The following is a 21,716-nucleotide window of genomic DNA, read 5'->3' on the forward strand; positions in this document are numbered from 1 at the left end:
TGGAGCGTCACCATGCATGAGTTGCGAATTCTAAACGGCTACCACCGGGGGGCGACGTTCCCCCTGGACGGCCAGACCTATGTGATCGGTGCCGATGACGAGGCCGATGTCGTCATCGTCGATCCCGGCATCGCGCATCGGCACGCCAGCATTACGTTGTCGCCATCCGGCTGGTCGCTGGAAAGCATGGATGGGGTGGTGCACAATGCGCAAGACAATCAGCAACAGGGGGCGCTGCGGTTTGGACTGGGCGATTTCGCCCGGGTGGACCACATCTGGTTGACCGTGACCGAAGCGGGAGCCCCGTGGCGGGAGCCGCCGGCCGAGCCGACCGACGTCGCGCCGACGGCGCAGCCGGAACAGGAGCCGGCGATGGCGTCGGCCGACGGCGGTGCCGGCGAGGAACCCGCCGGGCCGGAGCAACCGGCGGTGGCGGACGGCGACGCGCGCGGCGTTTCCGCGCGTGGCAGGGGCAAGCGTCGCTTGATCGCGACACCGCTATTGCTGGCGACGATATTTTCCGCCGCCGCCGCCTACGCCATTACGCGCCACTATCCGTCGGGCGCCGAGGACGGTCTGACGCCGGCCGCGCGCGTCGCCGCGCCGGCGGCCTCCGCTTCGGGCGACAAGAAAATGGCGCCGGAAGCGCTGCGTGCGGCCTTCCGGAAAAGACTGGCCGAAATCGATCTGCTCAAGCGTTTCAACCTGCAGCTCGAGGACCAGTCGTGGTCCATGCAGGCGGCGTTGGACGAGGACGACGCCGAACGGTTTCAGCGCATGTTGAACAAGTTCGTGCGTGCGCACGATATCCAATTCCCCGTCAAGGTCAAGATCGGCAACGCCGAATCGATGCTGCCGTTCAGGGTGCAGCAAGTCATCTCAGGCAACAACGCGAGCATCGTCACCGACGACGGCAGGCGCATGTATGTTGGCGACGAATACCGCAGCGTGACACTGGCGGCCGTCGACGGCGGCCTGGTCCGCTTCACCGGCAAACACAATATCAACATCCGATGGTGACGGCGATGACGGTTGACGGCGATGGCGCCGACGCGCTCGACAGCAAGCTGCGGCATATGCACTGCCGCCTGCCGGCATGGCGGCAAAGTTTGAGTGCCCGGCCGGGGTTTGTCAGTTACGGCAAGGTGTCGCAGGTGCTCGGCACGCTGGTGGAGGCGCAGATGCCGCCGGTGCGGATCGGTGAGTTGTGCCATTTGCGCAATCCGGACGCCAACACCGAGCCGATCCTCGCCGAGGTGGTCGGTTTCACCGACAAGGCATCGATCCTGTCGGCGCTGAGTCCATTGGAAGGCGTCTCCAGCAACACCATCATCGAACCGTTGCGGCGCGCCCACAGCATCGAGGTCGGCGATCACCTGTTCGGCTGCGTGCTGGACGGCTTCGGGCGTTGGATGTTCCGCGCCCCGGCGGCGGCCGAGAATGTCGCCACCTGGCGCAGCGTCTCGGCGGTCATGCGCGACGCCCCCAAAGCCACCGACCGGCCGCGCATCTCGGTGCCGTTGGCGACCGGCGTGCGGGCGATCGACGGTTTGCTCACCATGGGGACCGGCCAGCGCATCGGCGTGTTCGCCGGACCGGGGTGCGGCAAAACCACGCTGATGGCGGCCATCGCGCGCGGCTGCGAGGCCGACGCCATCGTCTTCGGCCTGATCGGCGAACGCGGCCGCGAACTGAATGAATTTCTCGAGCATGAACTGGATGCCGAGTTGATCCGAAAGACGGTGGTGGTGTGCGCTACCTCTGACCGCACTTCCATGGAAAGGTCGCGCGCGGCGTTCACCGCGACAGCCATTGCCGAGGCGTTCCGCGACCGCGGCAAGAAAGTGCTGCTTCTGGTCGATTCGTTGACCCGTTTCGCGCGCGCCCAGCGGGAGATCGGCTTGGCCGCCGGCGAGCCGCCCGCGCGCGGCGGCTTCACCCCCTCGGTCTACACCATGTTGCCGCGCTTGATAGAGCGCGCCGGCGCTACGCCGCTGGGATCGATCACCGCCATGTACACCGTGCTGGTCGATGGCGAATCGGCGTCCGATCCGATCGGCGACGAGGCGAAATCCCTGCTCGACGGGCATATCCTGCTCACGCGCAAGCTCGCCGAGCAGGGCCACTATCCGGCCATCGACGTGTTGGCCAGCATCAGCCGGGTGATGGGCAACGTGACCACGCGCGAGCATCGCAAGGCGGCGTCGCATTTCAGGGAGTTGATGGCGCGCTACCAGGAAATGGAATTGTTGATCCGTCTGGGCGAATACAAGAGCGGGACCGATCCGGTCGCCGACCAGGCCATGAGGCTCAGGCCGGAGCAATTGGCGTTCCTGCGGCAGGACACCAGCGCCAGCGCGCCCTACCAGGCGACGCTGGACAAGATCATGGAGTTACAAGAGTGAACCGGCAGCCGCGAATGGGGGGCGCGCCCGGCGGGCGCGGCAAGCGCGAAGTGATCGACGTGGCCGAACGCAAGGTCGAGGATCGCCGGCTGGACCAGTTACTGCATGTGCGCAAGCAGCGGCTGGGGCGGCTGGAGCGCGAACGCAACGAGGCGCGCGACACGTGGCGCGCGCAGCGCCAGGCGTTTCGGCTAGCCAAGCAGCGTTGGCGCGACATGCTGGCGGAGGCGACGTCGCAATGGCAGCGTTCGCGCGCGGAGTTCCTTCAGATGACGCTCACCAATGGGCAATTCAGCAAGGCCAAGGCGGTATACAAGCGCCTGCAGAACGAGGCGGCCCAATTGTACCTGGCCTGCCAGGTACAACTACGCAGCTGTCGCCAGGCCGGAACGGAATTTTTCCTGGCGCGCCAGAATGTGCTGCAAGCCAACCGGCAGCAGGAGAAGCTGGGCATCATGCGCGACGAAATACGCGCCTTGGCGCAGGCGGCGGAGTGCTGACGTGGCACTGTCCACGATCTTCTCGGCTATCCAGGCGCCTCATGCGGATCCGGCGCCGGTGGCCAGCCGGTCGCCGCCCCGGGCCGCCACGGCGCCGTTTTCGGCGCGCCCGCCCGGCGCCGCGCCGGTGCCACCCCAGGCGCCGCCGCGCGCGCCGACGCGTCCACCGCAAAACGCGCGCGACAATGCCGCGCGGCAGGGCGGAGTCGAGCGCCAAGCAGCCGGCAACACGACCGCCGGAACCGCTGGCGCGGCCTGGGTGGCGGCGGAGTACCAGCGCGACGGGAACGGCGGCGGGCAGTCCGGCGACAGCGGCGGCGGCCGCCAGGACAAGTTGTCGGCCGGCGGCATCGGCCACGGCATCGATACCGAGGCCTTGCTGGACCTGCTGCCGATCGACGGTGACAGCGGGATTTTCGAAGTGCTGCTGCCCGGCGGGGAGCGCATCGGCGTGGCCGCCGATGTCAGGGCGTCATCGGCCTCGTTCCTGCTGACGACGGACAGCGACAAGCTGCGTTCCCGGTTGCAGCAAAAAAGATTGGAACTGGAAAGCGGCTTGAAGCGACGTATGAACAGGCCGGTCCGGCTCGCCGTGTTGTAGTGGTTGCCGCCTCATGCGAGCCGAGGCCGCCGGGCCGACTTTCGATCAATAGCACGCCGGAACCCGACTATGTCAGATATCGTTCTCCCCGAGCAGGGCGTAACAGAAAATGAGATGCCTTCGCGGCATGGCGGGGCGCTGTGGAAGGACGCGCCGAGGGTCGGCGCCGCGCTGGCGGCTCTGACGCGCCGGCTGGGCCGCGGATTGCACATCGCGCTGGACGCGCCGGCGGGCGATCCCGCCGAGCTGACCTTGCGCTGGGCGGATGCGGACGAGGCGTTGCCGCGGGCGCATCCGTTGTACCTGTCGGGCGCCGCCGGCTTGCTGCAGTTGTACGACGGCGCGCGCCTGCTGCGCGCGCTCACCGGCATCGACCTGACGTCCATGGTGGCCGCCGACGGCCGCTATCCGGACTGGTTTGTCGCGGCCGTGGCCGGCCGCCTGGCGGGCACGCCGTTCGATGGCGTCGCTGGGATCGCGTCCGAGGCCGCTTTCGGCGAGCGCGGCGCTTGCACGCTGCATCTGACATTGCGCCAGGACGGCCATGCCATCACGGTGGCCGCGCGCGCCGCGCCGGCGACTTGGCTGGCGATGCTGGACGGCGTCGCGGCGACGCGCCTGCGCGCGCCCCTTGCCGAGTTCCTCGACCTCGCCGTGGCTGCGCCCGTGCGGCTGGCACGGCATCGCCTGCCCGCCTCGGCCTGCCGCGCGCTGGCGGCCGGCGACATCATTGTGCCCGCCGGTCCGTCCTTCGACGCCGGCGGGAACGGCATCGCGCATCTGGCCGGCGCCGCCTGGCGGGTGCGTTACCTTCCACCCGGAAATTTGCAACTTATTGCTTTGGAGAACATCGTGGACATGGAACTATCGGACGACGGCATCGACGCCGGCGCTGCGCCCGCGCAGCAAGAGCATGGCGCGGCGGGTGGCGCGCCCGATGGGGCGGATCTGGACCAGGTGCCGCTGACCTTGGTATTCGAACTGGGACGCGTCGGCTTGCCGCTGGCCGAGCTCAGGACGCTGGCGCCGCAAACGATCCTGACACTCGACGACGGCGGACCGCGGGCGATCGCCATCGTCTGCGGCGGCCGTACCGTGGGACGGGGCGAGGCGGTCGATGTCGACGGCGCGTTGGGCATACGGATCATCCAATGGGGCGGGGCATGCTGAACAACCAGTTCGATGTCGTGTCGTTTTCGGTGTTGCTGGCGCTGCTGGCGCTGGTGCCGCTGCTGGTGGTGACGACGACCTCATTCCTCAAGATATCGCTGGTCCTGCTGGTGCTGCGCAATGCCATCGGCGTGCAGCAGGTGCCGCCGACGCTGGCGATCTACGGCATCTCGCTGGCCTTGAGCGTGTTCATCATGGCCCCCACCGTCCAGGAGATCGGCAAGCACGCGCTCAGCGCCGACGCCGGCCAGGTCAACTCCCGCGCCACGCCCTTGCTGGCGAAGGCGCAGGAATCGTTCGAGCCGTTGCGCACCTTCATGATGCGGGTGAGCCACCCCGAACAGCGCGAGTTGTTCCTGGCGTCGGCCAAGAAACTCTGGCCGAAGGACGCTGCCAGGGATGCCCGCCCCAGCGACGCCCTGATCCTGATTCCCGCCTTCGTGGTCTCCGAATTGCAGGCCGGTTACGAGATCGGTTTCCTGATCTACATTCCGTTCGTGGTCATCGACCTGTTGATCTCGAACCTGCTGATGGCGCTCGGCATGCAACAAGTCAGCCCGCAGACCATCACCATTCCGCTCAAGCTGCTGTTGTTCACACTGGTGGCCGGATGGGGCAAGCTGCTCAACGCGCTGGCCATGTCGTATGCGTGAGCCGCCGCCGCGCGCGGCCGGCCGATTTTTCAACCAAGTGGGGAATGAAACGATGCCCGATACGCTCAATTTTTTCCAGCAAGGCCTGTGGATGGCGGTCATGATGTCGGCGCCGCCGTTGATCATCGCCACCCTGTGCGGCGTGGTGGTGTCGCTGATCCAGGCGGTGACGCAGATCCAGGACCAGACGCTGCCGTATGTGGTCAAGCTGGTCGCCGTCGCCGTGACGCTGGCGACCATGGGCCGCTGGATCGGCGTCGAGCTGATCCAGTTGGCGGACCTGGCGCTGAGGATGGTGCCGGATGTCGGACGCTAGGAGCGGCGATGCAGCCCTCCCTGTTGATTGACCTGCACGCGGTGATGGTGACCATCGCCATCGTGACGCCGCGCGTGCTGGTGTGCCTGGTGATCCTGCCGGGATTCGGTTTGAACGTGCTGACCGGCATGGCGAAGAACGCGACCGCGATGGCGATCGCCTTGCCGGCGGCGCTGCCCACTTTCGTCTACGTGCAGCACAATGTGCCCGATTTCCTGATGTCGGGCATGCTGGTGTTCAAGGAAGCCATGATCGGCCTGGTGTTCGGCGTCATGATGGCCGTGCCGCTGTGGGTGGCGCAGTCGGTCGGGTCGATCTTCGACATGCAGCGCTCCCCGATCCAGATCCAGGCCAACAACGCCAGCGTCGACCGCGACGCCAGCGCCATCGGCGCCATGCTGGTGCAGGCGGTGGTGCTGGTGATGGTGCAGGCCGGGCTGTTTTCCGCGCTGGCGCGCATCCTGCTTGAGAGCTATGCCGTCTGGCCGGCACATACCTTGTTGCCGCCTTTCGAGCCGGGACATTTCGACGTGCTGGTGCAGCGCTTCGGCAATTTCCTCTGGTATGTGCTGGTGTACGGTGCGCCGGTGATCATTCCGCTGATGCTGATCGAGTTCGGTTTCGCCATGGTCGGCGTGTTCGCCTCCAATTTGCAGGTGTCGTTCGCCTCGGCGCCCGTCAAGAGCCTGGTGGGCCTGCTGATCCTGCTTGCCTACTGGGCGACGTTCTCGCACTACATCACCGGCGATTTTTCGCAGCTGCTGGATCTGCTCGCCAGTCTGACCGACGCGGGGAAACGATGAGCGACGACAAGAACGAAGAACCCACACATAAAAAGATCGAGGATGCCAAGAAGAAAGGGCAGATCGCGGTCAGCCGCGACTTGGCGCGTCTGGCCATGCTGGTGGTGGTGGCCGAATTGGCCTTCGCTACCGAATCGCTGTGGCGCGGCGTCATCTCCAACCTGATGGCGGCGAGCATCACCGGCGTGGGGCGGGACTTCACGCCGGCGATGCTGCAGATGCTGACGAGCGCCGGAATTTTCCTGGCGATCGTCATTTTTGTCTGCTTCGTGGTGTGCATCACGATCGCGGTGGCGGCCCACTGGGGACAATTCGGCATCCTGGTTGCCACCGAGGCGGTTACGCCCAAGTTCGACAAGCTCAATCCGGTCAACGGCCTCAAGCAGATCATTTCCAAGAAAAAACTCGTCGAATTGCTCATCACGGTGGGCAAGGCCGTGTTGATCGGCTGGATAGTCTACATCCTCGTACGCGGTAATCTCGCCAATATCGTCGGCTTGTCCGGCGGCGAGCCCAAGGATGTCTACTACGGTTTCATCACGATACTGCGCGCGATTTTCCACGTCCTGATCGTGGTGTGCCTGTGCCAGGGCATGGTCGACTTCGCCATCCAGAAATACTTCCATAAAAAGGAGTTGATGATGGACAAGGAGGAGGTCAAGCGCGAACACAAGGAGTCCGAAGGTGATCCGATGGTCAAGGGCCAGCGCAAGCGGCTCGCGCGCCAATGGGCCAATGAGGCGCCGGTGGCCAAGACGGAGGGTGCCAACGCTGTGGTGGTCAATCCGACCCACTTCGCCGTGGCCATGTATTACGACGCCGGGGAGCCCATGGTGCCGGTGGTGCTGGCCAAGGGCAAGGACGAGGTGGCCCGGGCCATGATACAGCGTGCCCGGGAATGCGGTATTCCGGTGATCCGCCACGTCTGGCTGGCGCGCACGCTGTACGCCGCCTGTCCGCCCGACACCGTGATTCCGAAGGAAAGTTATGAGGCGGTGGCGCACGTGTATGCCGTGGTCCACGAACTCGTATCGAGCGCGCGGACTGATCGCGAAGTCGAGTTGGAAAGCCATGGCGTGGCGCCGGACGGAAGGCAGGCATGAAAATGTTCGCCCTCCCCGGGCGCGCCGAGGGCGCCGTAGCGGCGCCCGCCGGCGCCGATGGCCCGGCGGCGCACGGCGCAGGGCCGCGTCTGTCGAAAACCGTTAAAACCGTCGTCAGCGCCACAGTGACGTCGACGGCGTGCCTGGCCAGAGTGCCGGACGGTGACGGCCCGGATGGCACGGTCGGCGTCGTGGCGACGCTGGTGTTGATCGAGTGCATAGGCGAAACCTGGTCCGTCTGCGCGCCGCGACACGAGGCCGGGTGCGGGCGCGTCGGCCAGGACGACGCCATCGCCGGCGTCACCGACCGGGCCCATCATCTGTCGCTCAAGGTCGCCCAAGTCGCGGTGGCGCCGCGCCGTCCCGCCGGCGGCGGCCCGCAGTTGGTCGAGCCGCGCCAGGCGCTGTCGCGCGCCGAATGCCGGCGCCGTTGCGGCAAGGCCGGCTTCTGCGATCCGGCTTCCGAGCTAGGATGCGGCGGCGAGTATTGCGGCAATCGCTATGCGTTCTAGTCTTTCGCCGGGAACCGCCGGCGCCGCTGGCGCCACTCAAGGAAGAGTCGAAACAAGGTCCTTCCTGGAGCGGAGTAAAACATGAATGCAACGATAGAACCGGCGGCCTCGGCACTTTCTTCATCCGTGCTGAAAAATAATAATGTTTCTCTTGAGCTGCAACCGACGGACGCCGGCGACGCCGCCCAGTTCCGGATGGCGCTCGAGCGTCACATGAAAGGCGATGCCGTTAAGAGTAAAACCGACAATGCCTCGCTCGGCTCGGCCATTGTCGGTCGCACCACGCATCTGGCGTCGGAAATCAAGCAAGACCAGCAATATGTGTCGAAGTTGCTGGAGCAGGCCACGCGCACGGGCGATTCCATGCAGCTGATGAAAGCCATGATGGCGCTCAACGATTTCCAGTTGCGCGTGCAGACCGTGTCCAAAGTGGTATCGAAGGCGGTTTCGTCGGTCGATTCGCTCACCAAGCTGCAATAAGACCATGGATCCCCGCTCCAACTTAGGGCCGTCGGCTGTGCCGCCGAGGCTGGATTCATGGCCATCGGCGCCGACGCGGCTGGCGCGCCGGCTCGGCGTCCTCGCCTGCCTGTTGCTGCTGTCGGCATGCGGCAAGATGGTCAACCTGCAAGCGAGCCTGTCCGATGGCGACGCCAACGAGATCGTCCTGGTGCTCAACCGCAAGGGCATCGGCGTGGAAAAACAGAAGGACAAGGAGGGCGTGACGCTGATTGTCAAGGAGGCCGATCTGTCGCGCGCCACCGCGACGATGAACGAGGCCGGCCTGCCACGTCGCAGTTTGTCCAATCTGGGCGAAGTGTTCAAGAAACAGGGCATGATTTCGACGCCGATGGAAGAGCGCATCCGTTATATCCACGGCCTGTCCGAAGAGCTCGAATCGACGCTGCAGCAATTCGACAACGTGGTGTCGGCGCGGGTGCACGTGGTCTTGCCGGAGCGGATAGCGCCCGGCGAGCCGATCCAACCGTCGTCGGCCGCCGTGTTCGTGAAGTATCGCCAGCCGCTGGACGAGGACGCGGTCCTGCCGCGTATCCGCAAGCTGGTCGCCTCCAGCATACCCGGGCTGGGCGGCGAAGAGGGGCGCAACAAGGTGTCGGTCGTGATGATGCCGGGGGAGGCGCCGACGGCGGGCATCGAGTGGACCACGTTGGGACCGTTCGTGGTCGCCGCCACCTCCGCCAGGGGGCTGATACTGACGTTGCTGGCCCTGGCGCTGCTGGCGCTGGGCTGCGGCGGCTACCTGCTGTTCTCGGTGGCCGTGCGCCATCCCAAAGTGGCGTTGCTGGTCGCCCGCTTCTCGATGGGCAAGGCGCGGCGCGCGGCGGAAACGACGGCCGCCGCGGCGGCCAAGCCGGCGGCCAAATCGTGAGGCCGGAGCGCGCGCAAGCGGTGCCCGCCGCCTTGTCGGAGGATTTTCTCGACTGGTGGTTCGCGCCCTGGTCCTATTTGGCGCCGGCCCGGCTGCCGGGCTTGAGCGACGCGCCGGTGGCGCGACGCGACGCCTATCGGCCGTGGTGCGCCGGGGTGGGCGCGGCGGCGGACCTGCCGCCCCATTTTGACGCGGAATGGCAGATCGCCGCCGTGCGGCGCGAACGGCAATTGAGCGACTGCGCGCGCTTGTTCGGCGGCCTGTTCGCGGCGCGTGCGCATGATGTCGGGGCGCTCAACCAACTGCCCAAGGGGGAGCAGGCCTGGTGCCGGAGCATTTCGCTGGCGCAGCCGCTGGTCGCTTGCGCCACGGCCTTGCCCGATGGCGCCGGCGCCGAGGCGCGCGGCCTGGCGGAACTGGCCTGGCGGCTGGAGCGTGATTTCCCCGGCATGTGGTCGCGGCTGCGGCTGCTGATACCGGGCGCGCGCGCCGACGTGGTCGGCCGCGCGCTGGAGCGCGGTCCGGCGGCGGGCGACGGCGAATCGGCCGCCGCCATGCGCCGGGCGCAGAGTTGCTGGCGCATTTGCCGCGCACGCGCGGGTCTGTCCGGCACAACGTAAGCGGCCGGCGCCATATTGAAAAAGAGAAAACCCTTATGAACGAATTTTGTGTTCAGGCCGTGTCCATGCCAGCCAACCTGCTTCCCGCCCATGGCGTACTGCGCACGGCGGCGTTGGCCGCGACGGCCGATGCCGGCAAGCTGGTCGAGGACATGCTGGCGCAGGCGCGCCAGGATGCGGAGCGGCTGCGCGCCGCCGCGCACGCCGAGGCGCTGCAGGCGGTGCTGCATGAACAGCGGGAGATCGCCAGTCAAGGCAGCCTGCTGTTGGAGACCTTGCGGCGGGCGCGGCACGACATGCTGGAACGGGTGGAGGCGCTGGTGGTGGAACTGGCGCAGGAAGTGGTCGATCGGCTGCTGCTGGAGCTGACGCCGCGCGAGCGCATCGCGGCGATGCTGCGCCGCATCCGGCAGGAGGCGCCTGCCAAGCTGCGCGAGGCGGTGTTGTGGGTCCATCCCGACGACGGCGGGCATTTGCCGGAAAGCCCGTGGGAGGTCCGGGTCGACGCCGGGTTGACGGCGGGCAGCTGCCGTCTGGAGGCCGCCAGCGGCGAATGGCGCGCTGAATTTCCGCTCGCCGCCCAAGCCTTGCGCGAAGGCCTGGCGGAGGCGGCGCGCATCTTGGGCATGCCGCCCGACGCTTGTGCGCCATGCAACATATTTGGAACCGAGCCGGCGCCCGCCGCCACCCATGTGTGTCAGGCGGTATGCCGAAATCACTGAGGAGATGATGCTTATGTCGAGTAATCCGGTATTGCAAAATTTGCGCCACATGGACAAGAAGTTCGATCAACTTGGCCAGCAAATCAACGATTTCAACCGCCAGCAGGCCGCGGGTGAAATGCCCGATCCCGCGGCGTTCATGGACCTTTTGCAAAAGCAGTCCGTGACCAAGAGCGCGATGAGCGCCCAATTCAACTTGCTGCAAAAGCCGTTGAAGACCGTTCTCAACGAAACCAAATAGCCCCATGGTCAATGACAGCCCCGAGCAGTGGCTGCAAGCCCTACCGCTTGACGAACCGGTCGATATCGATGGCGAGTCGGTTTTTCTGAGGGTTCAGCCCGGCGGCGCGGAACTGGGTGTGCGCCTGCTCGGTCACGCCAGCGACGCCAGCCTGGCCGATGCGTTGCGCACCGGCTTCCAGGGCGCGCTCGAATTCGATGCCGGCCTGGGGTGGGAGCAGGACGGCGGGGGATTGGTGTTGACGCAATGGCTCGTGGGCGCCGCCTCCTGGAGCGAGGTGCCCGAGGCGTTGGAGAAAATCCTGAACCAGGCCGGCATGTGGCGGGCGGCGATGGCGCCAGTGGCGGCGCGCCAGGAAGAGCGTTCAAGGCGCGTCGAAGAGCGTTTCCGAAAATTACTATCTGAGGGATAAAATGAATTTCCACGGGTTGATCAAGTCATGCTGCATGGCGATTCTGGTGGCGGGGTTGCTGCCATGGGGGGCAAGCGTGCATGCCGCCGTTCCCGCCGCATGGAAGGAGAGCGGGTTTTCCATCAATGCCGGTGGTATGACCTTGAAGGCGGTGCTGGAGGAATTTTCCCGCACCTACAATGTGCGGCTGTCGATGAGCGCGGACGGCGAGCGTCTGGTCAAGGGGCGCCTTAAGGCCGACAACGGCACCGACTTCCTCAACCGGCTGGCCGGCACCTACAAGTTCCGCTGGTTCGTCTACAACGACGCGTTGTACGTGACGGCCGCCGGCGACAATACCTCGGTGCGTCTGGAAGTGGGGGAGGACGCGGTGCAGGACGCCAAGGCGGCGCTGATGGGCCTGGGGCTGTTCGACGAGCGTTTCGGCTGGGGCGAGCTGCCCGACGAAGGCGTCGTCATCGTAAGCGGCCCGCGCAGTTATGTCGATTTGGCGCACGATGTCTTACTGCCGCCGGCGGAAAAGAAATTCGCCCGCAAGGGCAAGCAGATCATGATGTTCCGCCTCAAGTACGCCAGCGCGATGGATCGCACGATCAACGCGCGCGGCAAGAGCGAAACGATCCCCGGCATCAAGTCCATCCTCAGCAACCTGTTGTTCGGGCAGGGCACCGGAGAGAAGTTGGCCGCAGCCGGTCCGCGTTTCGACGCCGGCAGCAACAAGCGTTCGCGCACGCCGAAAAACGAGCGGGACCAGACGCGCGAACCGGCCGGTGGCGCGCCTGCCGGCGCGCCCGGCGGGGTGTTCGCCCCGCTGTTCGCCGCGCCGGGCGCCGGCGGCAAGAACCAGCTGCTGCCTGGCGGACCTGGCGGCGATGCAGGCGGCGCCGCTCCTTTCGCCTACCCGCCCGCATATGCGTCCCAGCAGCGCGGCAATGACGACGACGGCCGGCCGCGCATCGAGGCCGATGCGACGCTCAACGCCATCATAATCTACGACAATATCAACAAGAAGGACATGTACGCCGCGTTGATCGCCGACCTCGATGTGCAACCTCAACAGATTGAAATCGAGGCGTTGATCGTCGATATCGACCGCGGCAAATTATCGGACATGGGGGTCGAGTGGGGCATACGCGCCGGCGCCGTCAACACCACCATGAACGCGACCACGTCGGCCTCGCAAGGCCGGGATTTGCCCTTGCCGGGAGCGACGCTGCTCATCAGCAATGTGGCGCGGTTCTATGCCCGCCTCAAGGCGATGGAATCTACCGGCGATGCGCGCGTGCTGGCGACGCCGACCGTGCTGACGCTGGACAACGTGGCGGCGGTGCTGGACCTGAGCCGGAGCGCCTACGTGCCGCTGATCGGCGAGCGCGTGGCGGACATGACGGACATCACGGCCGGCACCATGCTGCGTGTGATCCCGCGCATCATCCACGACGGCGGCCAGACGCGGGTGCGGCTGGAGGTGGATATCGAGGATGGCTCGCTGGATAGCCAAGACAATGCGGGCGGCAACGGCGCCGGAACGGTCTCGACCAGCGTCACACGTTCGACGATCAGCACCCAGGCGATCATCGACGCGCAACAGACGTTGATGATAGGCGGCTATCGCGCCGAATCGCTGGGCAAGAACCGGCAGAAGGTGCCGGTGTTGGGGGACCTCCCCTGGCTGGGCGGTTTGTTCCGCAGCGAATCCCAATCGAACAGCACCAGGGAACGCCTGTTCCTGATCACGCCGCGCATCGCCGGCACCGATGGCGCGGACATGTCCACCATCAAGGCGCTGAAGGAAAGGGCCGGCGCGGCGCCGGGCGCGGCCAAGACCGAAGCGCCGCCGGCGGCGAACACCGCGCCGACGGTTGCCGCGGCGCCCGGCCGGGACATGTTGATGTCGCTTGGCGGCGGCTTGCGGACTCCCGTGCGCGTCAAAGGCGGATGCAAGAAGGCGGCCGGCTGGCGTACGTTGTAGTGATACTTGCATGTTGCAAGCAACGAGTGGAGCGGGGCCGGGATGGATGGCGCGCGGCCCTGCCTGCTCCGACATCCTGTGGGATGGTCCCCGTGTCGAAACATCCCGGTGATATTTTTTGAGAGTTCAATTCTCAAATATTCATTATTATCAAAAAAATTGCGATGCGCTCAGTGGTTCTGGATGCGGGCCCATGAGCGATGGAACAACGGGTTTTCGGACTTTCAACGATATGACGGAGAAGGGTTAGTCATGTATCTCAAACACACTCCCACCAACACCCTGGGCGAGGTGCTGCATGTAGCCGCTTTCGTGGCGGGTTTGGCCATGCTGGGCTGCGCCCAGGCGCGAGCGGCGGTGCCGGCCGTGCAGCATGCCTATGGGCTTGATCCGTCCCCACCGGGGTTCGGCCTGCTGGCCAGCGGTTCGCCGGAGGACTGCGATACGGACCCGCCCGGCGCCGCCGGGCAAGAGTGGAACCGGCCGGCCGTCTTGCTGAGCATGCTCGATACGAACCTCGATGCGAACCGCAAGCCGCGTTCCGCGTCGACGGGAGGCGCGGCGGCGGCCGCCAAAGGCAAGAAGGTGGCCACGGCGAAGGATGTGGAGGCGTTCCCGGTTTCGCTGCCGCAGGCCGCGACCGGGCCGGAGGCGCAGGACACCTGGGAGATCATCGTCTCCGATAAGACCCTCAACGCCGCCCTGGCGCGGTGGGCCAGCAAGGCCGGCTGGCAGTTGCTGTGGGAGTTGCCGGTCGATTACGCGGTTCAGGCGAAAACCACCGTGCATGGCAGTTTCGAAGACGCTGTCGGCACGGTCGCCAAGAGCATGGAAGGCGCCGAGATACCGATGAAGGCCATGTTCTATGAAGGTAATAAAGTCTTGCGCATCATGGCGAAAGGAGCGGAATAATGTCATCCAAAATGTGGGCGCTGGCGCCATTGGCGCTGGTGATGGGCGGTTGCACCTCCATCAGTCGGATGGAGGCCGATGTGGACAAGGCCAGCGACAAGACGGCGGGCTTGGCCAGGGAGGTGGGACGCACCGCGCCGGGCGCGGTGCTGCCTTCGGCACCGCTGGTCACGCATGAAGGCGGCATCTGGTTGGGCAAGAATATCGTTAAGCTGGGGCAGCCGGCGTTGCCGCCCATTTTTTATGAACGGACCACGTTCGACCGCACCATTTATTCGTTGACCGAACTGGCCGAGCGCATCACTTTGCGCTCCGGCATACCCAGCAGGGTCACGGCCGACACGCTGGCCGTCGCCAACACGGCGTTCCGCAAGCCGGGCGGCGCCGCGATCGCGGGCGGCGCCATGCCGCCGCTGCCGGCCGGCTTGCCGGGCGAGGTCGCGGCGCCCGGGATGACGCCGGGGACGCCACTGCCGCGCATGCCGTCCACCCCGGCGCCGACGCAGCAATTGCTGCCGCTGGCCGTCGACGCGTCCGGTGGTGTGCGCATCTCCTATGCCAACGGTTCCCTGAAGGGCTTGCTCGACACGGCGGCCGCCCGTTTCGGCGTGTCGTGGAAATATGTCGACGGCGCCATCCAGTTTTTCCATACCGAGTCGCGCAATTTCCAGATCAGCGCGATTCCCGGCGACTCCACCTTCACCGCCACCGTCACCAGCGGCGCGAGTTCCAGCGGCGGCGTTTCCAGCGGCGGCAGCGGTTCGTCGTCCGGCGGCAGCGCGGTGTCGGCGAACAATTCGCAAAACACCGGCGTGGCGTCCAAGCTGTCGGTCTACACCGGCATCGAGAACGCCATCAAGGTTATGCTTTCCCCATACGGCAGGGTGCTCGCCTCGCCGGCGACCGGCGCCATCACGGTGGTCGACACGCCGGATTCGCTCGAGCGCATCGCCGCCTATATCGAGGGCGAGAACCGGGCGCTGTCACGACAGATCGCGATCAACGTGACCGTGCTGTCGGTCAGCCTGGCGCAGTCGGACGAGTATGGTATCAATTGGAACGCCTTCTACAACAGCCTGAGCAGGAAATTCGGCATCAGCAATAGTTTCACGCCGGCCTCGTCGGGCGCAGGCAGTTTTACCGCCGGCATCGTCGGCGCCTCGAAGCTGTCCGGCACGACCGCGGTGATCAACGCCTTGTCCGAGCAGGGCAAGGTGCGCCGCCAGACCACCGCGTCGGTGGTGACGTTGAACAACCAGCCGGTGCCGGTGCAGGTCGCCAGACAGACCACCTATCTGCAGTCTTCCCAGACCTCTATCGTGGCCCAGGTGGGCACCACGACGACCCTGGTTCCAGGCGTGGTGACGGCCGGCTTCAACATGAGCATCCTGCCGCATGTGCTGACCAACGGGACGGTGATGCTGCAGTTCTCGACCGATATCTCGACCTTGCGCGGCATCCGCCAGATCGAAAGCAATGGTAGCAAGATCGAATCGCCGGAACTCGATACGCGCAATTTCCTGCAGCGCGTCGCGATGAAATCGAACGAGACCTTGATCATCAGCGGCTTTGAACAGACCGACGACAACGTCGACTACAAGGGCGTCGGCACGCCCAGGAACTTCCTGCTCGGCGGCGGCGTCAATGCGACCGGCAACAAGGAAGTGATGGTGGTGTTGATCACGCCGGTCTCCATGTCCGCCATCTGAGGTCGAGGAATCCGCCATGGCGATCTACGTCACCAAGATAGAGCAACACAAATTCGTCTGCGGCCTGTTCTGGCAGTCCTTGTCGCGCCCGCGTGAATTGAAGAAGGAGGCCATGGACCTGGGCCGGAAGATCGATTCCGATCTGCTGGTGATCCGCATGGACCACTCGACGGCCCAGGCGGGTTTCGCGCAGACCCGCGAAGGCGCGCGCCGCAAGATGTTTTCGCTGGCGGCCATCGTGTCCAAGACGCTGGTCATAGAGGGCGCGTTCTACGACGGCGAGCAGCAACCGGTGCACAACTGGCTGGGCGCGTTCAATCTGCCCGACGGCAATTGGCTGTACCTGGCCGTGCGCAACGCCAATTTCCTGCCGAACGGCGATTTCGCCGGCAGCAAGGAAGAAGTGCTGGAACGCTTGCAGAGCGATTACGCGCTGGGCGGCTGGAACGTTGTGATCGGCGACCCCGAACTGGCCGAACTGGGTTTCCACAATTTCAATGCGCGGACCATCGCGACCCTGATTCCGCGCAAGAAGGATGGCACGATCAGGGCGCACAAATGGTGGGGCCTGTACCAGATCGACGGCTTGCCGGCCTGGCTGCCGACGGTGCTGAGCGTGGCCGGCGTGGCGCTGGTGGCGACCGCCGCCTTGTTCGGCTGGCGTTATGAGCAGCGGAAAAAGAGCGACGAGGAAAACGAGCGCGCCATGGCAGTGGCGCGGGAAAACATCCAGCGCCAAGCCTCGGCGGCGGCGCATCCGTGGTCGAAGTCACCCTTGCCCGCGTCCCTGGTCAGCGCTTGCCAGGGACGGTTCGACCATATCACGGCGGGCGGCTGGCAGCTTGAATCGTATACCTGCACGCCGGAGCGGCAGAGTTATGCCTGGGTCCGCGGCGATTCGACGATCGCCCTGCTGCGGGCGCGGGTGCCGGCCGCGGTCATCGACGACAGCGGCGACAAGGCCAGCTATGCCAGGCCGCTCACGCTGGCGTCGGGACGCAACGACGAATTGCGCGAGGCGCGCCAGACGCTGGAGCCCTTGATGTCGCAGTTCCAGTCGCTGCGCCTGCCGTTCAAGATCGCGCTGGTGGAGGCGCCGAAGCAGAATGGCGGGGTGCCGCGCTGGCAGCCGGGTTGGAAGTCCTTTGCATTTTCACTGAATGCGCGCGGCGTCGCCCCCGGCGACATCGCAACCATGCTCAATCGACCTGGCATACGGGTGGAAAAACTTGTTTATCGCGGGGCCGAGTGGTCCATGGAGGGAACGATTTATGCGAAATAAATGTGCGTTGCTATTGGCCGCGATGACGGCATTGTATGCGACCGGCGCCGGCGCCGAAAGCACCTCCGAGATCTTGTCCAGGATCGAGGCCGAGACGCTGGTGCTGAAGGCGCGTGAGAAGCAGCTCGAGATACAGTCGAGTATCGTCAGCAAGCAAAACGAGATCGCGGTCAAGCAGAGCATGACCGCGGCGATCACCCAGCCTGTGGTGGTGGGCGATCCGGTCATTCGCGCGATCGAGGGGATGGGCGGCAAGATGTACGCGACCTTGCAGTTGAGCGACGGCAGCGTCGTCGATGTCCAGCAAGGGGACGTGCTGTCCAGCGGCATGAAGATCGTCGCCGTCTCCGCGCGCGAAGTGGTGGCGCTGTCGCCCAACAACCGGCGCGTCCGGCTGGCCTCGTATGCCCAGCAGAACAACGGATTCAATCCCGGCTTCCCAGGCGCCGGATTGCCGCCGCCGCCGCCCAGGAGTGCCGCGCGATGATACCGCATGCGGACAATCCGGATGGCCAAGCGGCGGGCATGAACGATGTGTTGATGCTCGACAATTTGCAGGAGTTGTGCGGGCTGGGCATTCTCAGCAACGCAGGCAGCTTCGAGGCCCGCCCGGAAGAGAAAAAATTGTTATGCCTGTTGGGAGACGGCAGGCTGCTGGTGGCCTCCGGGCAGACGTTCAATCCGCACGTGTTGTCCTATCAGGGGCGTCTGGAAAGAATGCGGTGCCCTTTCAGGACGGTGCAGGCCAGCATAGAACTGATACGCCGCATTCACTGCAATGGCTTGCCGTTGATGGCCGAGCGCAACCAGGAACATTCGATGATGCAGGTCACGGCCAAGGAATTGCTGAACAAGGCCTGCCGCGCCAGGGCGTCGGACATCCACTTGCGGGTCAGGAAGAATTGCACGGAAATTTACTTTCGCATCCATAACGACCTGGTGGCGGTCGGCGGGCAAACGCGCGAATACGGCGAGCGCCTGCTGGCGACGCTGTACGGCGCGATGACGTCGGTGTCGGACAGCTCCTATAAACCGACCGAACGCCAGGACGCCAGCATCGCCGACCGCGACAAGTTGCCGCCTGGACTGTATGGCGTGCGCATCGCGACGGTGCCGACCAACGAGGGCAGCCTGATGGTGTTGCGCCTGCTGTACAACGACGTCGGCGAAAACCTCGATCTGGACTCGCTCGGATTTTCCGAGGAGCATGTCCGCGATTTGCAGACGTTGAAGGAGCAGCCGATCGGCATGAACGTGATCAGCGGCCCGACCGGGTCGGGCAAGTCGACCACGCTGCAGCGCGTGTTGAGCGGCCAGATCATGGAGGCTGACGGCAAGCTGCATGTGCTGTCGATCGAGGATCCGGTCGAGTATCCCATCGAGGGCGCGGTCCAGACGACGGTGACGAACGCGCACACGGAGGAAGAGCGCTCGCGCCTGTTCGCCGCAGCCATCTCGAACGCCATGCGCCTGGATCCGGACACCATCATGATCGGCGAGGTGCGCGACAAGGCGTCGGCGCAGAACGCGCTGCGCGCATCGATGACCGGGCACCAGGTCTGGACCACGCTGCACGCCAACGGCGCGGTGGCGATCGTCGACCGGTTGCTGGACCTGGGTTTGCCGCAGAGCCTGGTGGCCGACCCCACGGTGGTTACCGGATTGATCAGCCAGCGCCTGGTCAAACTGCTGTGCCCGCATTGCCGGCGCCGGCTGATCGATCATCCGCACGAACTTCCGGCGGCGGCGCTGGCGCGCCTGCGGCAGGCCATACCCGACCGGCTGGAGCGGGTATGCGTCACCGGTCCGGGATGCGAGGCGTGCGCGCACCGGGGCACCATCGGACGCAGCGTGGTGGCCGAGATCATCGTGCCGGACGACGAGTTCTTCCGATATGTGAAGCTGGGCGAAAAGCACCTGGCCATCCAGTACTGGATCCAGCAGCTCGGCGGCAAGACCATGCTGGACCATGCGCTGGACAAGGTGGCCGCCGGCCTGATCGATCCGCGCATGGCGGAAAAGGTGGTGGGGCACTTCAAGGCCGCGCCGCTCCATCCGGCAGCGCATCTGCAGGTGGTGGAGGTCGATAGTGTTGCATGATCTGAACCGCTGGTGGGCCAGGACGCAGTTCACGGACACGGTGCGCTTGAGCTTGTACCGCAAGATCGCCAAGATGCTGTCGCATGGCCTGCCGCTGCTGAAAATACTGGAAGAGCTGCGCGACCGCGCCTCGGAACATGGCAAGCGGCCCCATGAACCGCTGGCCATCATCCTCGACGATTGCCGCCGCATGGTGCAGAACGGTCGCCCGCTGGCGGACGGCCTCGAGTGGTGGGTGCCCGGGGCCGAACGGATGATCGTCATGGCGGGGGAGCAGTCGGGCAAGCTGGAACATACTTTGATGGCGGTGGTGGACGTGGTGCGGGCGGGCAAGAGGATCAAGAGCGTCATCCTCGCCGGCATCGCCTATCCGCTGGCGATCTTCGCCCTCATCATCGTCTACGTCTATCTGTTCGGCACCCGCGTCATTCCGCAATTCACCCGGATGATCGATCCCACCGGCTGGCATGGCTCGGCGAAATCGCTGTACCTGTTATCGCTGTGGGTGCAGAACTGGATGGCGTACGCGGTGGTGGCCGTGCTCGTTGCGATCGCCTGCGTCGCCGTGTCGCTGGCGCGCTGGCGCGGATCGGCGCGCATCCTTTTCGACCGCCTGCCGCCGTATTCGATCTACCGGCTGATGGCCGGCTGCGGTTTTCTGATGGCTTTTTCCGCCTTGCAATCGGCAGGGGTCACGGTCGAAAAATCCTTGCTGCGCTTGTCGTTGATGGCCCGGCCATGGCTGCGCGAACGGCTCGACGGCGCGCTGCTGGGGGTGCGTTCGGGACTCAATTGCGGCGAGGCGTTGCGCAATGCCGGCTATGAATTCCCATCGAAGGAGGTTATCGACGATCTCTGCGTCTATGCGGAATATAAAGGATTCGCCGAGGCGCTGAAGCTGCTGGCGGATGAGTGGATGGAGCAGGGCGTGGAAGCCATCGCACTGAGGATGAAGGTATTGAACGGTTGCGCGGTCATTACCTTGGCCTTGGTGATTGGTTGGCTCGTTACCGGATTTTTCGGCATCCAGCAGGAAATTGCAGCACTTACCCGTAGTGTCCACTGACTATTTAATTGAGGAACGCATGATGAACGGCAAACACATTAACATGAAAAACAACTTGGCGATCGGTTCGGGCCATCGCCTGGCGCGGCAGCGGGGGGCTTCCCTGCTGGAGGGCATCGCCTACCTGGGCATCGCCGCCATCGTGGTGCTGGGGGCGGTGTCGTTGCTGACCGGCGCGTTCGGCAGCGCCAAGGCCAACCAGACGACCGAGGAGGTGGTGGCGATCCGCACCGCCGTCAGGAAACTGTACATGGGACAAATCTATCCCGCCGGCTCGCTGGTGGCCGATCTGATCACGGCCAACGCGATTCCCAACACGCTGGCGCGGGGCGCCGCCGCCGGCACGCTGAACAACAGCTGGGGCGGCGCCGTGACGGTGGTCGGACTGGCTGCGGGGGCTGGGTTTGCGGTCACCTATACCGCGGTACCCCAGGACGTGTGCGTCAACATGGTCAGCGGCGCCAGCGGCTGGACCCAGATCGACCGGGCCGGCGCCACCCCGATCATCGTCTTCCCGGCGACGGTCGCCGCCGCCACCGCGCTGTGCAGCGTGAACGGCGGCGCCGGCAACGCGGTGACGTTCACCGGCTCCTGACTGCCGCGGCCGGCGTTGCGGGCGCCTTGAAGGCGCCGGCCGCGCCTTGCGCGCAGCGCGGATTTTAACCGATAGATAGGAGGCACCCGAATGTGGAGTCTTGTAGTAGCGGCGGTACTGGTCTCGACGGCCGGAGTCTATTCCATCACGTGCGAGCGCACGTTGACGGCGGCGCAGTCCAACGCGGCGCGGGAGGTCGCCGGCAGCATGGCGTTGTATCGCCAGGCAGTGGTCGATTATTTCACCGAGCACGATGTGCGCGGCACCAGCGTCAGCCTGGCCGCGCTGAAATCGAGCCATATGCTGCCGACCTGGTCCGTCTTGTCTCAGCGCAGCGACGCGCCGATATGGGGCAACTATCGCGACGCCAACGGTATCATCTATATCTACACCACGTCACTGCCATCGGCCGGCGTTATCGACGAAATGGCCCGCCTGTCCAACAATTCGGTTCTGGCGGGAACTTACCGCAACAACGCGGCGACCTTGCAATCGGCTGTCTTTGGCGACACCCATATCCCAGTGACGGTCCTGGCGGGAAAAGCGATACCGGACGGCGCGCCGGTGTGGATCGCGATGACCAAATGAGCCACGCCTTCCATGCGCTGCGGCGCTGGCGGGCGTTTCCTCTT

General features: G+C 65.3%; 25 protein-coding genes. All 25 read left to right on the forward strand.

Annotation, left to right across the window (positions count from 1 at the left end; translation table 11 throughout):
* Positions 1-12: 12 nt before the first annotated feature.
* The 25 genes from AC07P1_RS08795 to pilM all read left to right on the forward strand — a co-directional run bounded on the left by AC07P1_RS08795 (position 13) and on the right by pilM (position 21,672).
* Positions 13-1,020, forward strand: a complete 1,008-nt coding sequence (locus AC07P1_RS08795; protein ID WP_494695421.1) for an FHA domain-containing protein — start codon at positions 13-15, stop codon at positions 1,018-1,020.
* A gap of 5 nt (positions 1,021-1,025) precedes the next feature.
* Positions 1,026-2,405 (forward strand): FliI/YscN family ATPase, encoded by a 1,380-nt coding sequence (locus AC07P1_RS08800; protein ID WP_494695422.1) that lies wholly within the window; start codon positions 1,026-1,028, stop codon positions 2,403-2,405.
* Between the two features lie 14 nt (positions 2,406-2,419).
* On the forward strand, positions 2,420-2,905 hold the full coding sequence (locus AC07P1_RS08805; RefSeq protein ID WP_494695423.1) for a hypothetical protein: 486 nt from the start codon (positions 2,420-2,422) through the stop codon (positions 2,903-2,905).
* Between the two features lies 1 nt (position 2,906).
* The gene (locus AC07P1_RS08810; protein WP_494695424.1) at positions 2,907-3,506 is read left to right on the forward strand and encodes a hypothetical protein; all 600 of its coding nucleotides are present in this window, start codon (positions 2,907-2,909) and stop codon (positions 3,504-3,506) included.
* Between the two features lie 69 nt (positions 3,507-3,575).
* Positions 3,576-4,676 (forward strand): type III secretion system cytoplasmic ring protein SctQ, encoded by a 1,101-nt coding sequence (gene sctQ / locus AC07P1_RS08815; protein WP_494695425.1) that lies wholly within the window; start codon positions 3,576-3,578, stop codon positions 4,674-4,676.
* Positions 4,670-5,329 (forward strand): type III secretion system export apparatus subunit SctR, encoded by a 660-nt coding sequence (gene sctR / locus AC07P1_RS08820; protein WP_494695426.1) that lies wholly within the window; start codon positions 4,670-4,672, stop codon positions 5,327-5,329. Before sctQ ends, sctR begins: the two co-directional genes overlap by 7 nt.
* 52 nt (positions 5,330-5,381) lie before the next feature.
* Positions 5,382-5,645, forward strand: coding sequence for a type III secretion system export apparatus subunit SctS (sctS, locus tag AC07P1_RS08825; protein WP_494695427.1), 264 nt, complete (start codon positions 5,382-5,384; stop codon positions 5,643-5,645).
* Positions 5,646-5,653: 8 nt separating this feature from the next.
* The gene (locus tag AC07P1_RS08830; RefSeq protein ID WP_494695428.1) at positions 5,654-6,448 is read left to right on the forward strand and encodes an EscT/YscT/HrcT family type III secretion system export apparatus protein; all 795 of its coding nucleotides are present in this window, start codon (positions 5,654-5,656) and stop codon (positions 6,446-6,448) included.
* Positions 6,445-7,551 carry a type III secretion system export apparatus subunit SctU gene (sctU, locus tag AC07P1_RS08835; protein ID WP_494695429.1) on the forward strand — a complete coding sequence of 369 codons (1,107 nt, stop codon included), beginning with the start codon at positions 6,445-6,447 and terminating at the stop codon, positions 7,549-7,551. The genes AC07P1_RS08830 and sctU overlap by 4 nt, the downstream gene beginning before the upstream one ends.
* On the forward strand, positions 7,548-8,063 hold the full coding sequence (locus AC07P1_RS08840) for a hypothetical protein (RefSeq protein ID WP_494695430.1): 516 nt from the start codon (positions 7,548-7,550) through the stop codon (positions 8,061-8,063). The genes sctU and AC07P1_RS08840 overlap by 4 nt, the downstream gene beginning before the upstream one ends.
* Before the next feature lie 81 nt (positions 8,064-8,144).
* Entirely contained in the window at positions 8,145-8,543 is a 399-nt protein-coding gene (locus AC07P1_RS08845; RefSeq protein WP_494695431.1) for an EscF/YscF/HrpA family type III secretion system needle major subunit, read from the forward strand.
* Positions 8,544-8,547: 4 nt separating this feature from the next.
* Positions 8,548-9,453: a type III secretion system inner membrane ring lipoprotein SctJ gene (gene sctJ, locus AC07P1_RS08850; RefSeq protein ID WP_494695432.1), complete on the forward strand. Its 906-nt coding sequence runs from the start codon at positions 8,548-8,550 to the stop codon at positions 9,451-9,453.
* Positions 9,450-10,073, forward strand: a complete 624-nt coding sequence (locus AC07P1_RS08855) for a hypothetical protein (RefSeq protein ID WP_494695433.1) — start codon at positions 9,450-9,452, stop codon at positions 10,071-10,073. Before sctJ ends, AC07P1_RS08855 begins: the two co-directional genes overlap by 4 nt.
* A 35-nt stretch (positions 10,074-10,108) precedes the next feature.
* Positions 10,109-10,795, forward strand: coding sequence for a FliH/SctL family protein (locus AC07P1_RS08860; RefSeq protein WP_494695434.1), 687 nt, complete (start codon positions 10,109-10,111; stop codon positions 10,793-10,795).
* 49 nt (positions 10,796-10,844) lie between these two features.
* Positions 10,845-11,036 carry a hypothetical protein gene (locus AC07P1_RS08865; RefSeq protein WP_494695435.1) on the forward strand — a complete coding sequence of 64 codons (192 nt, stop codon included), beginning with the start codon at positions 10,845-10,847 and terminating at the stop codon, positions 11,034-11,036.
* A gap of 4 nt (positions 11,037-11,040) precedes the next feature.
* A complete protein-coding gene (locus AC07P1_RS08870; RefSeq protein ID WP_494695436.1) occupies positions 11,041-11,448 on the forward strand; it encodes a hypothetical protein in 408 nt (135 codons plus the stop codon).
* A gap of 1 nt (position 11,449) precedes the next feature.
* Entirely contained in the window at positions 11,450-13,420 is a 1,971-nt protein-coding gene (gene sctC / locus AC07P1_RS08875) for a type III secretion system outer membrane ring subunit SctC (protein ID WP_494695437.1), read from the forward strand.
* Between the two features lie 252 nt (positions 13,421-13,672).
* Positions 13,673-14,332 carry a toxin co-regulated pilus biosynthesis Q family protein gene (locus AC07P1_RS08880; protein WP_494695438.1) on the forward strand — a complete coding sequence of 220 codons (660 nt, stop codon included), beginning with the start codon at positions 13,673-13,675 and terminating at the stop codon, positions 14,330-14,332.
* Positions 14,332-16,041 carry a PilN family type IVB pilus formation outer membrane protein gene (gene pilN / locus AC07P1_RS08885; RefSeq protein ID WP_494695439.1) on the forward strand — a complete coding sequence of 570 codons (1,710 nt, stop codon included), beginning with the start codon at positions 14,332-14,334 and terminating at the stop codon, positions 16,039-16,041. Before AC07P1_RS08880 ends, pilN begins: the two co-directional genes overlap by 1 nt.
* Before the next feature lie 16 nt (positions 16,042-16,057).
* The gene (gene pilO2 / locus AC07P1_RS08890; RefSeq protein WP_494695440.1) at positions 16,058-17,323 is read left to right on the forward strand and encodes a type 4b pilus protein PilO2; all 1,266 of its coding nucleotides are present in this window, start codon (positions 16,058-16,060) and stop codon (positions 17,321-17,323) included.
* Positions 17,313-17,810: a type IV pilus biogenesis protein PilP gene (gene pilP / locus AC07P1_RS08895; protein ID WP_494695441.1), complete on the forward strand. Its 498-nt coding sequence runs from the start codon at positions 17,313-17,315 to the stop codon at positions 17,808-17,810. The genes pilO2 and pilP overlap by 11 nt, the downstream gene beginning before the upstream one ends.
* Complete coding sequence (locus tag AC07P1_RS08900) at positions 17,807-19,423, forward strand: GspE/PulE family protein (protein ID WP_494695442.1); 1,617 nt, start codon at positions 17,807-17,809, stop codon at positions 19,421-19,423. Before pilP ends, AC07P1_RS08900 begins: the two co-directional genes overlap by 4 nt.
* The gene (locus AC07P1_RS08905; protein ID WP_494695443.1) at positions 19,413-20,489 is read left to right on the forward strand and encodes a type II secretion system F family protein; all 1,077 of its coding nucleotides are present in this window, start codon (positions 19,413-19,415) and stop codon (positions 20,487-20,489) included. Before AC07P1_RS08900 ends, AC07P1_RS08905 begins: the two co-directional genes overlap by 11 nt.
* A 22-nt stretch (positions 20,490-20,511) precedes the next feature.
* The gene (locus tag AC07P1_RS08910) at positions 20,512-21,084 is read left to right on the forward strand and encodes a type 4 pilus major pilin (protein WP_494695444.1); all 573 of its coding nucleotides are present in this window, start codon (positions 20,512-20,514) and stop codon (positions 21,082-21,084) included.
* Between the two features lie 90 nt (positions 21,085-21,174).
* Entirely contained in the window at positions 21,175-21,672 is a 498-nt protein-coding gene (pilM, locus tag AC07P1_RS08915; RefSeq protein WP_494695445.1) for a type IV pilus biogenesis protein PilM, read from the forward strand.
* The last annotated feature ends 44 nt before the right edge of the window (positions 21,673-21,716 follow it).

This window comes from Duganella sp. GW821-FHT07F09 (genome assembly GCF_059418705.1).

Bases quoted from the DNA above. Each gene is read 5' to 3' on its own strand.
- AC07P1_RS08795 (WP_494695421.1), top strand. From the start codon at position 13: ATGCATGAGTTGCGAATTCTAAACGGCTACCACCGGGGGGCGACGTTC.
- AC07P1_RS08800 (WP_494695422.1), top strand. From the start codon at position 1,026: ATGACGGTTGACGGCGATGGCGCCGACGCGCTCGACAGCAAGCTGCGG.
- AC07P1_RS08805 (WP_494695423.1), top strand. From the start codon at position 2,420: ATGGGGGGCGCGCCCGGCGGGCGCGGCAAGCGCGAAGTGATCGACGTG.
- sctQ (WP_494695425.1), top strand. From the start codon at position 3,576: ATGTCAGATATCGTTCTCCCCGAGCAGGGCGTAACAGAAAATGAGATG.
- sctR (WP_494695426.1), top strand. From the start codon at position 4,670: ATGCTGAACAACCAGTTCGATGTCGTGTCGTTTTCGGTGTTGCTGGCG.
- sctS (WP_494695427.1), top strand. From the start codon at position 5,382: ATGCCCGATACGCTCAATTTTTTCCAGCAAGGCCTGTGGATGGCGGTC.
- AC07P1_RS08830 (WP_494695428.1), top strand. From the start codon at position 5,654: ATGCAGCCCTCCCTGTTGATTGACCTGCACGCGGTGATGGTGACCATC.
- sctU (WP_494695429.1), top strand. From the start codon at position 6,445: ATGAGCGACGACAAGAACGAAGAACCCACACATAAAAAGATCGAGGAT.
- AC07P1_RS08840 (WP_494695430.1), top strand. From the start codon at position 7,548: ATGAAAATGTTCGCCCTCCCCGGGCGCGCCGAGGGCGCCGTAGCGGCG.
- AC07P1_RS08845 (WP_494695431.1), top strand. From the start codon at position 8,145: ATGAATGCAACGATAGAACCGGCGGCCTCGGCACTTTCTTCATCCGTG.
- sctJ (WP_494695432.1), top strand. From the start codon at position 8,548: ATGGATCCCCGCTCCAACTTAGGGCCGTCGGCTGTGCCGCCGAGGCTG.
- AC07P1_RS08860 (WP_494695434.1), top strand. From the start codon at position 10,109: ATGAACGAATTTTGTGTTCAGGCCGTGTCCATGCCAGCCAACCTGCTT.
- AC07P1_RS08865 (WP_494695435.1), top strand. From the start codon at position 10,845: ATGGACAAGAAGTTCGATCAACTTGGCCAGCAAATCAACGATTTCAAC.
- AC07P1_RS08870 (WP_494695436.1), top strand. From the start codon at position 11,041: ATGGTCAATGACAGCCCCGAGCAGTGGCTGCAAGCCCTACCGCTTGAC.
- sctC (WP_494695437.1), top strand. From the start codon at position 11,450: ATGAATTTCCACGGGTTGATCAAGTCATGCTGCATGGCGATTCTGGTG.
- AC07P1_RS08880 (WP_494695438.1), top strand. From the start codon at position 13,673: ATGTATCTCAAACACACTCCCACCAACACCCTGGGCGAGGTGCTGCAT.
- pilN (WP_494695439.1), top strand. From the start codon at position 14,332: ATGTCATCCAAAATGTGGGCGCTGGCGCCATTGGCGCTGGTGATGGGC.
- pilO2 (WP_494695440.1), top strand. From the start codon at position 16,058: ATGGCGATCTACGTCACCAAGATAGAGCAACACAAATTCGTCTGCGGC.
- pilP (WP_494695441.1), top strand. From the start codon at position 17,313: ATGCGAAATAAATGTGCGTTGCTATTGGCCGCGATGACGGCATTGTAT.
- AC07P1_RS08900 (WP_494695442.1), top strand. From the start codon at position 17,807: ATGATACCGCATGCGGACAATCCGGATGGCCAAGCGGCGGGCATGAAC.
- AC07P1_RS08910 (WP_494695444.1), top strand. From the start codon at position 20,512: ATGAACGGCAAACACATTAACATGAAAAACAACTTGGCGATCGGTTCG.
- pilM (WP_494695445.1), top strand. From the start codon at position 21,175: ATGTGGAGTCTTGTAGTAGCGGCGGTACTGGTCTCGACGGCCGGAGTC.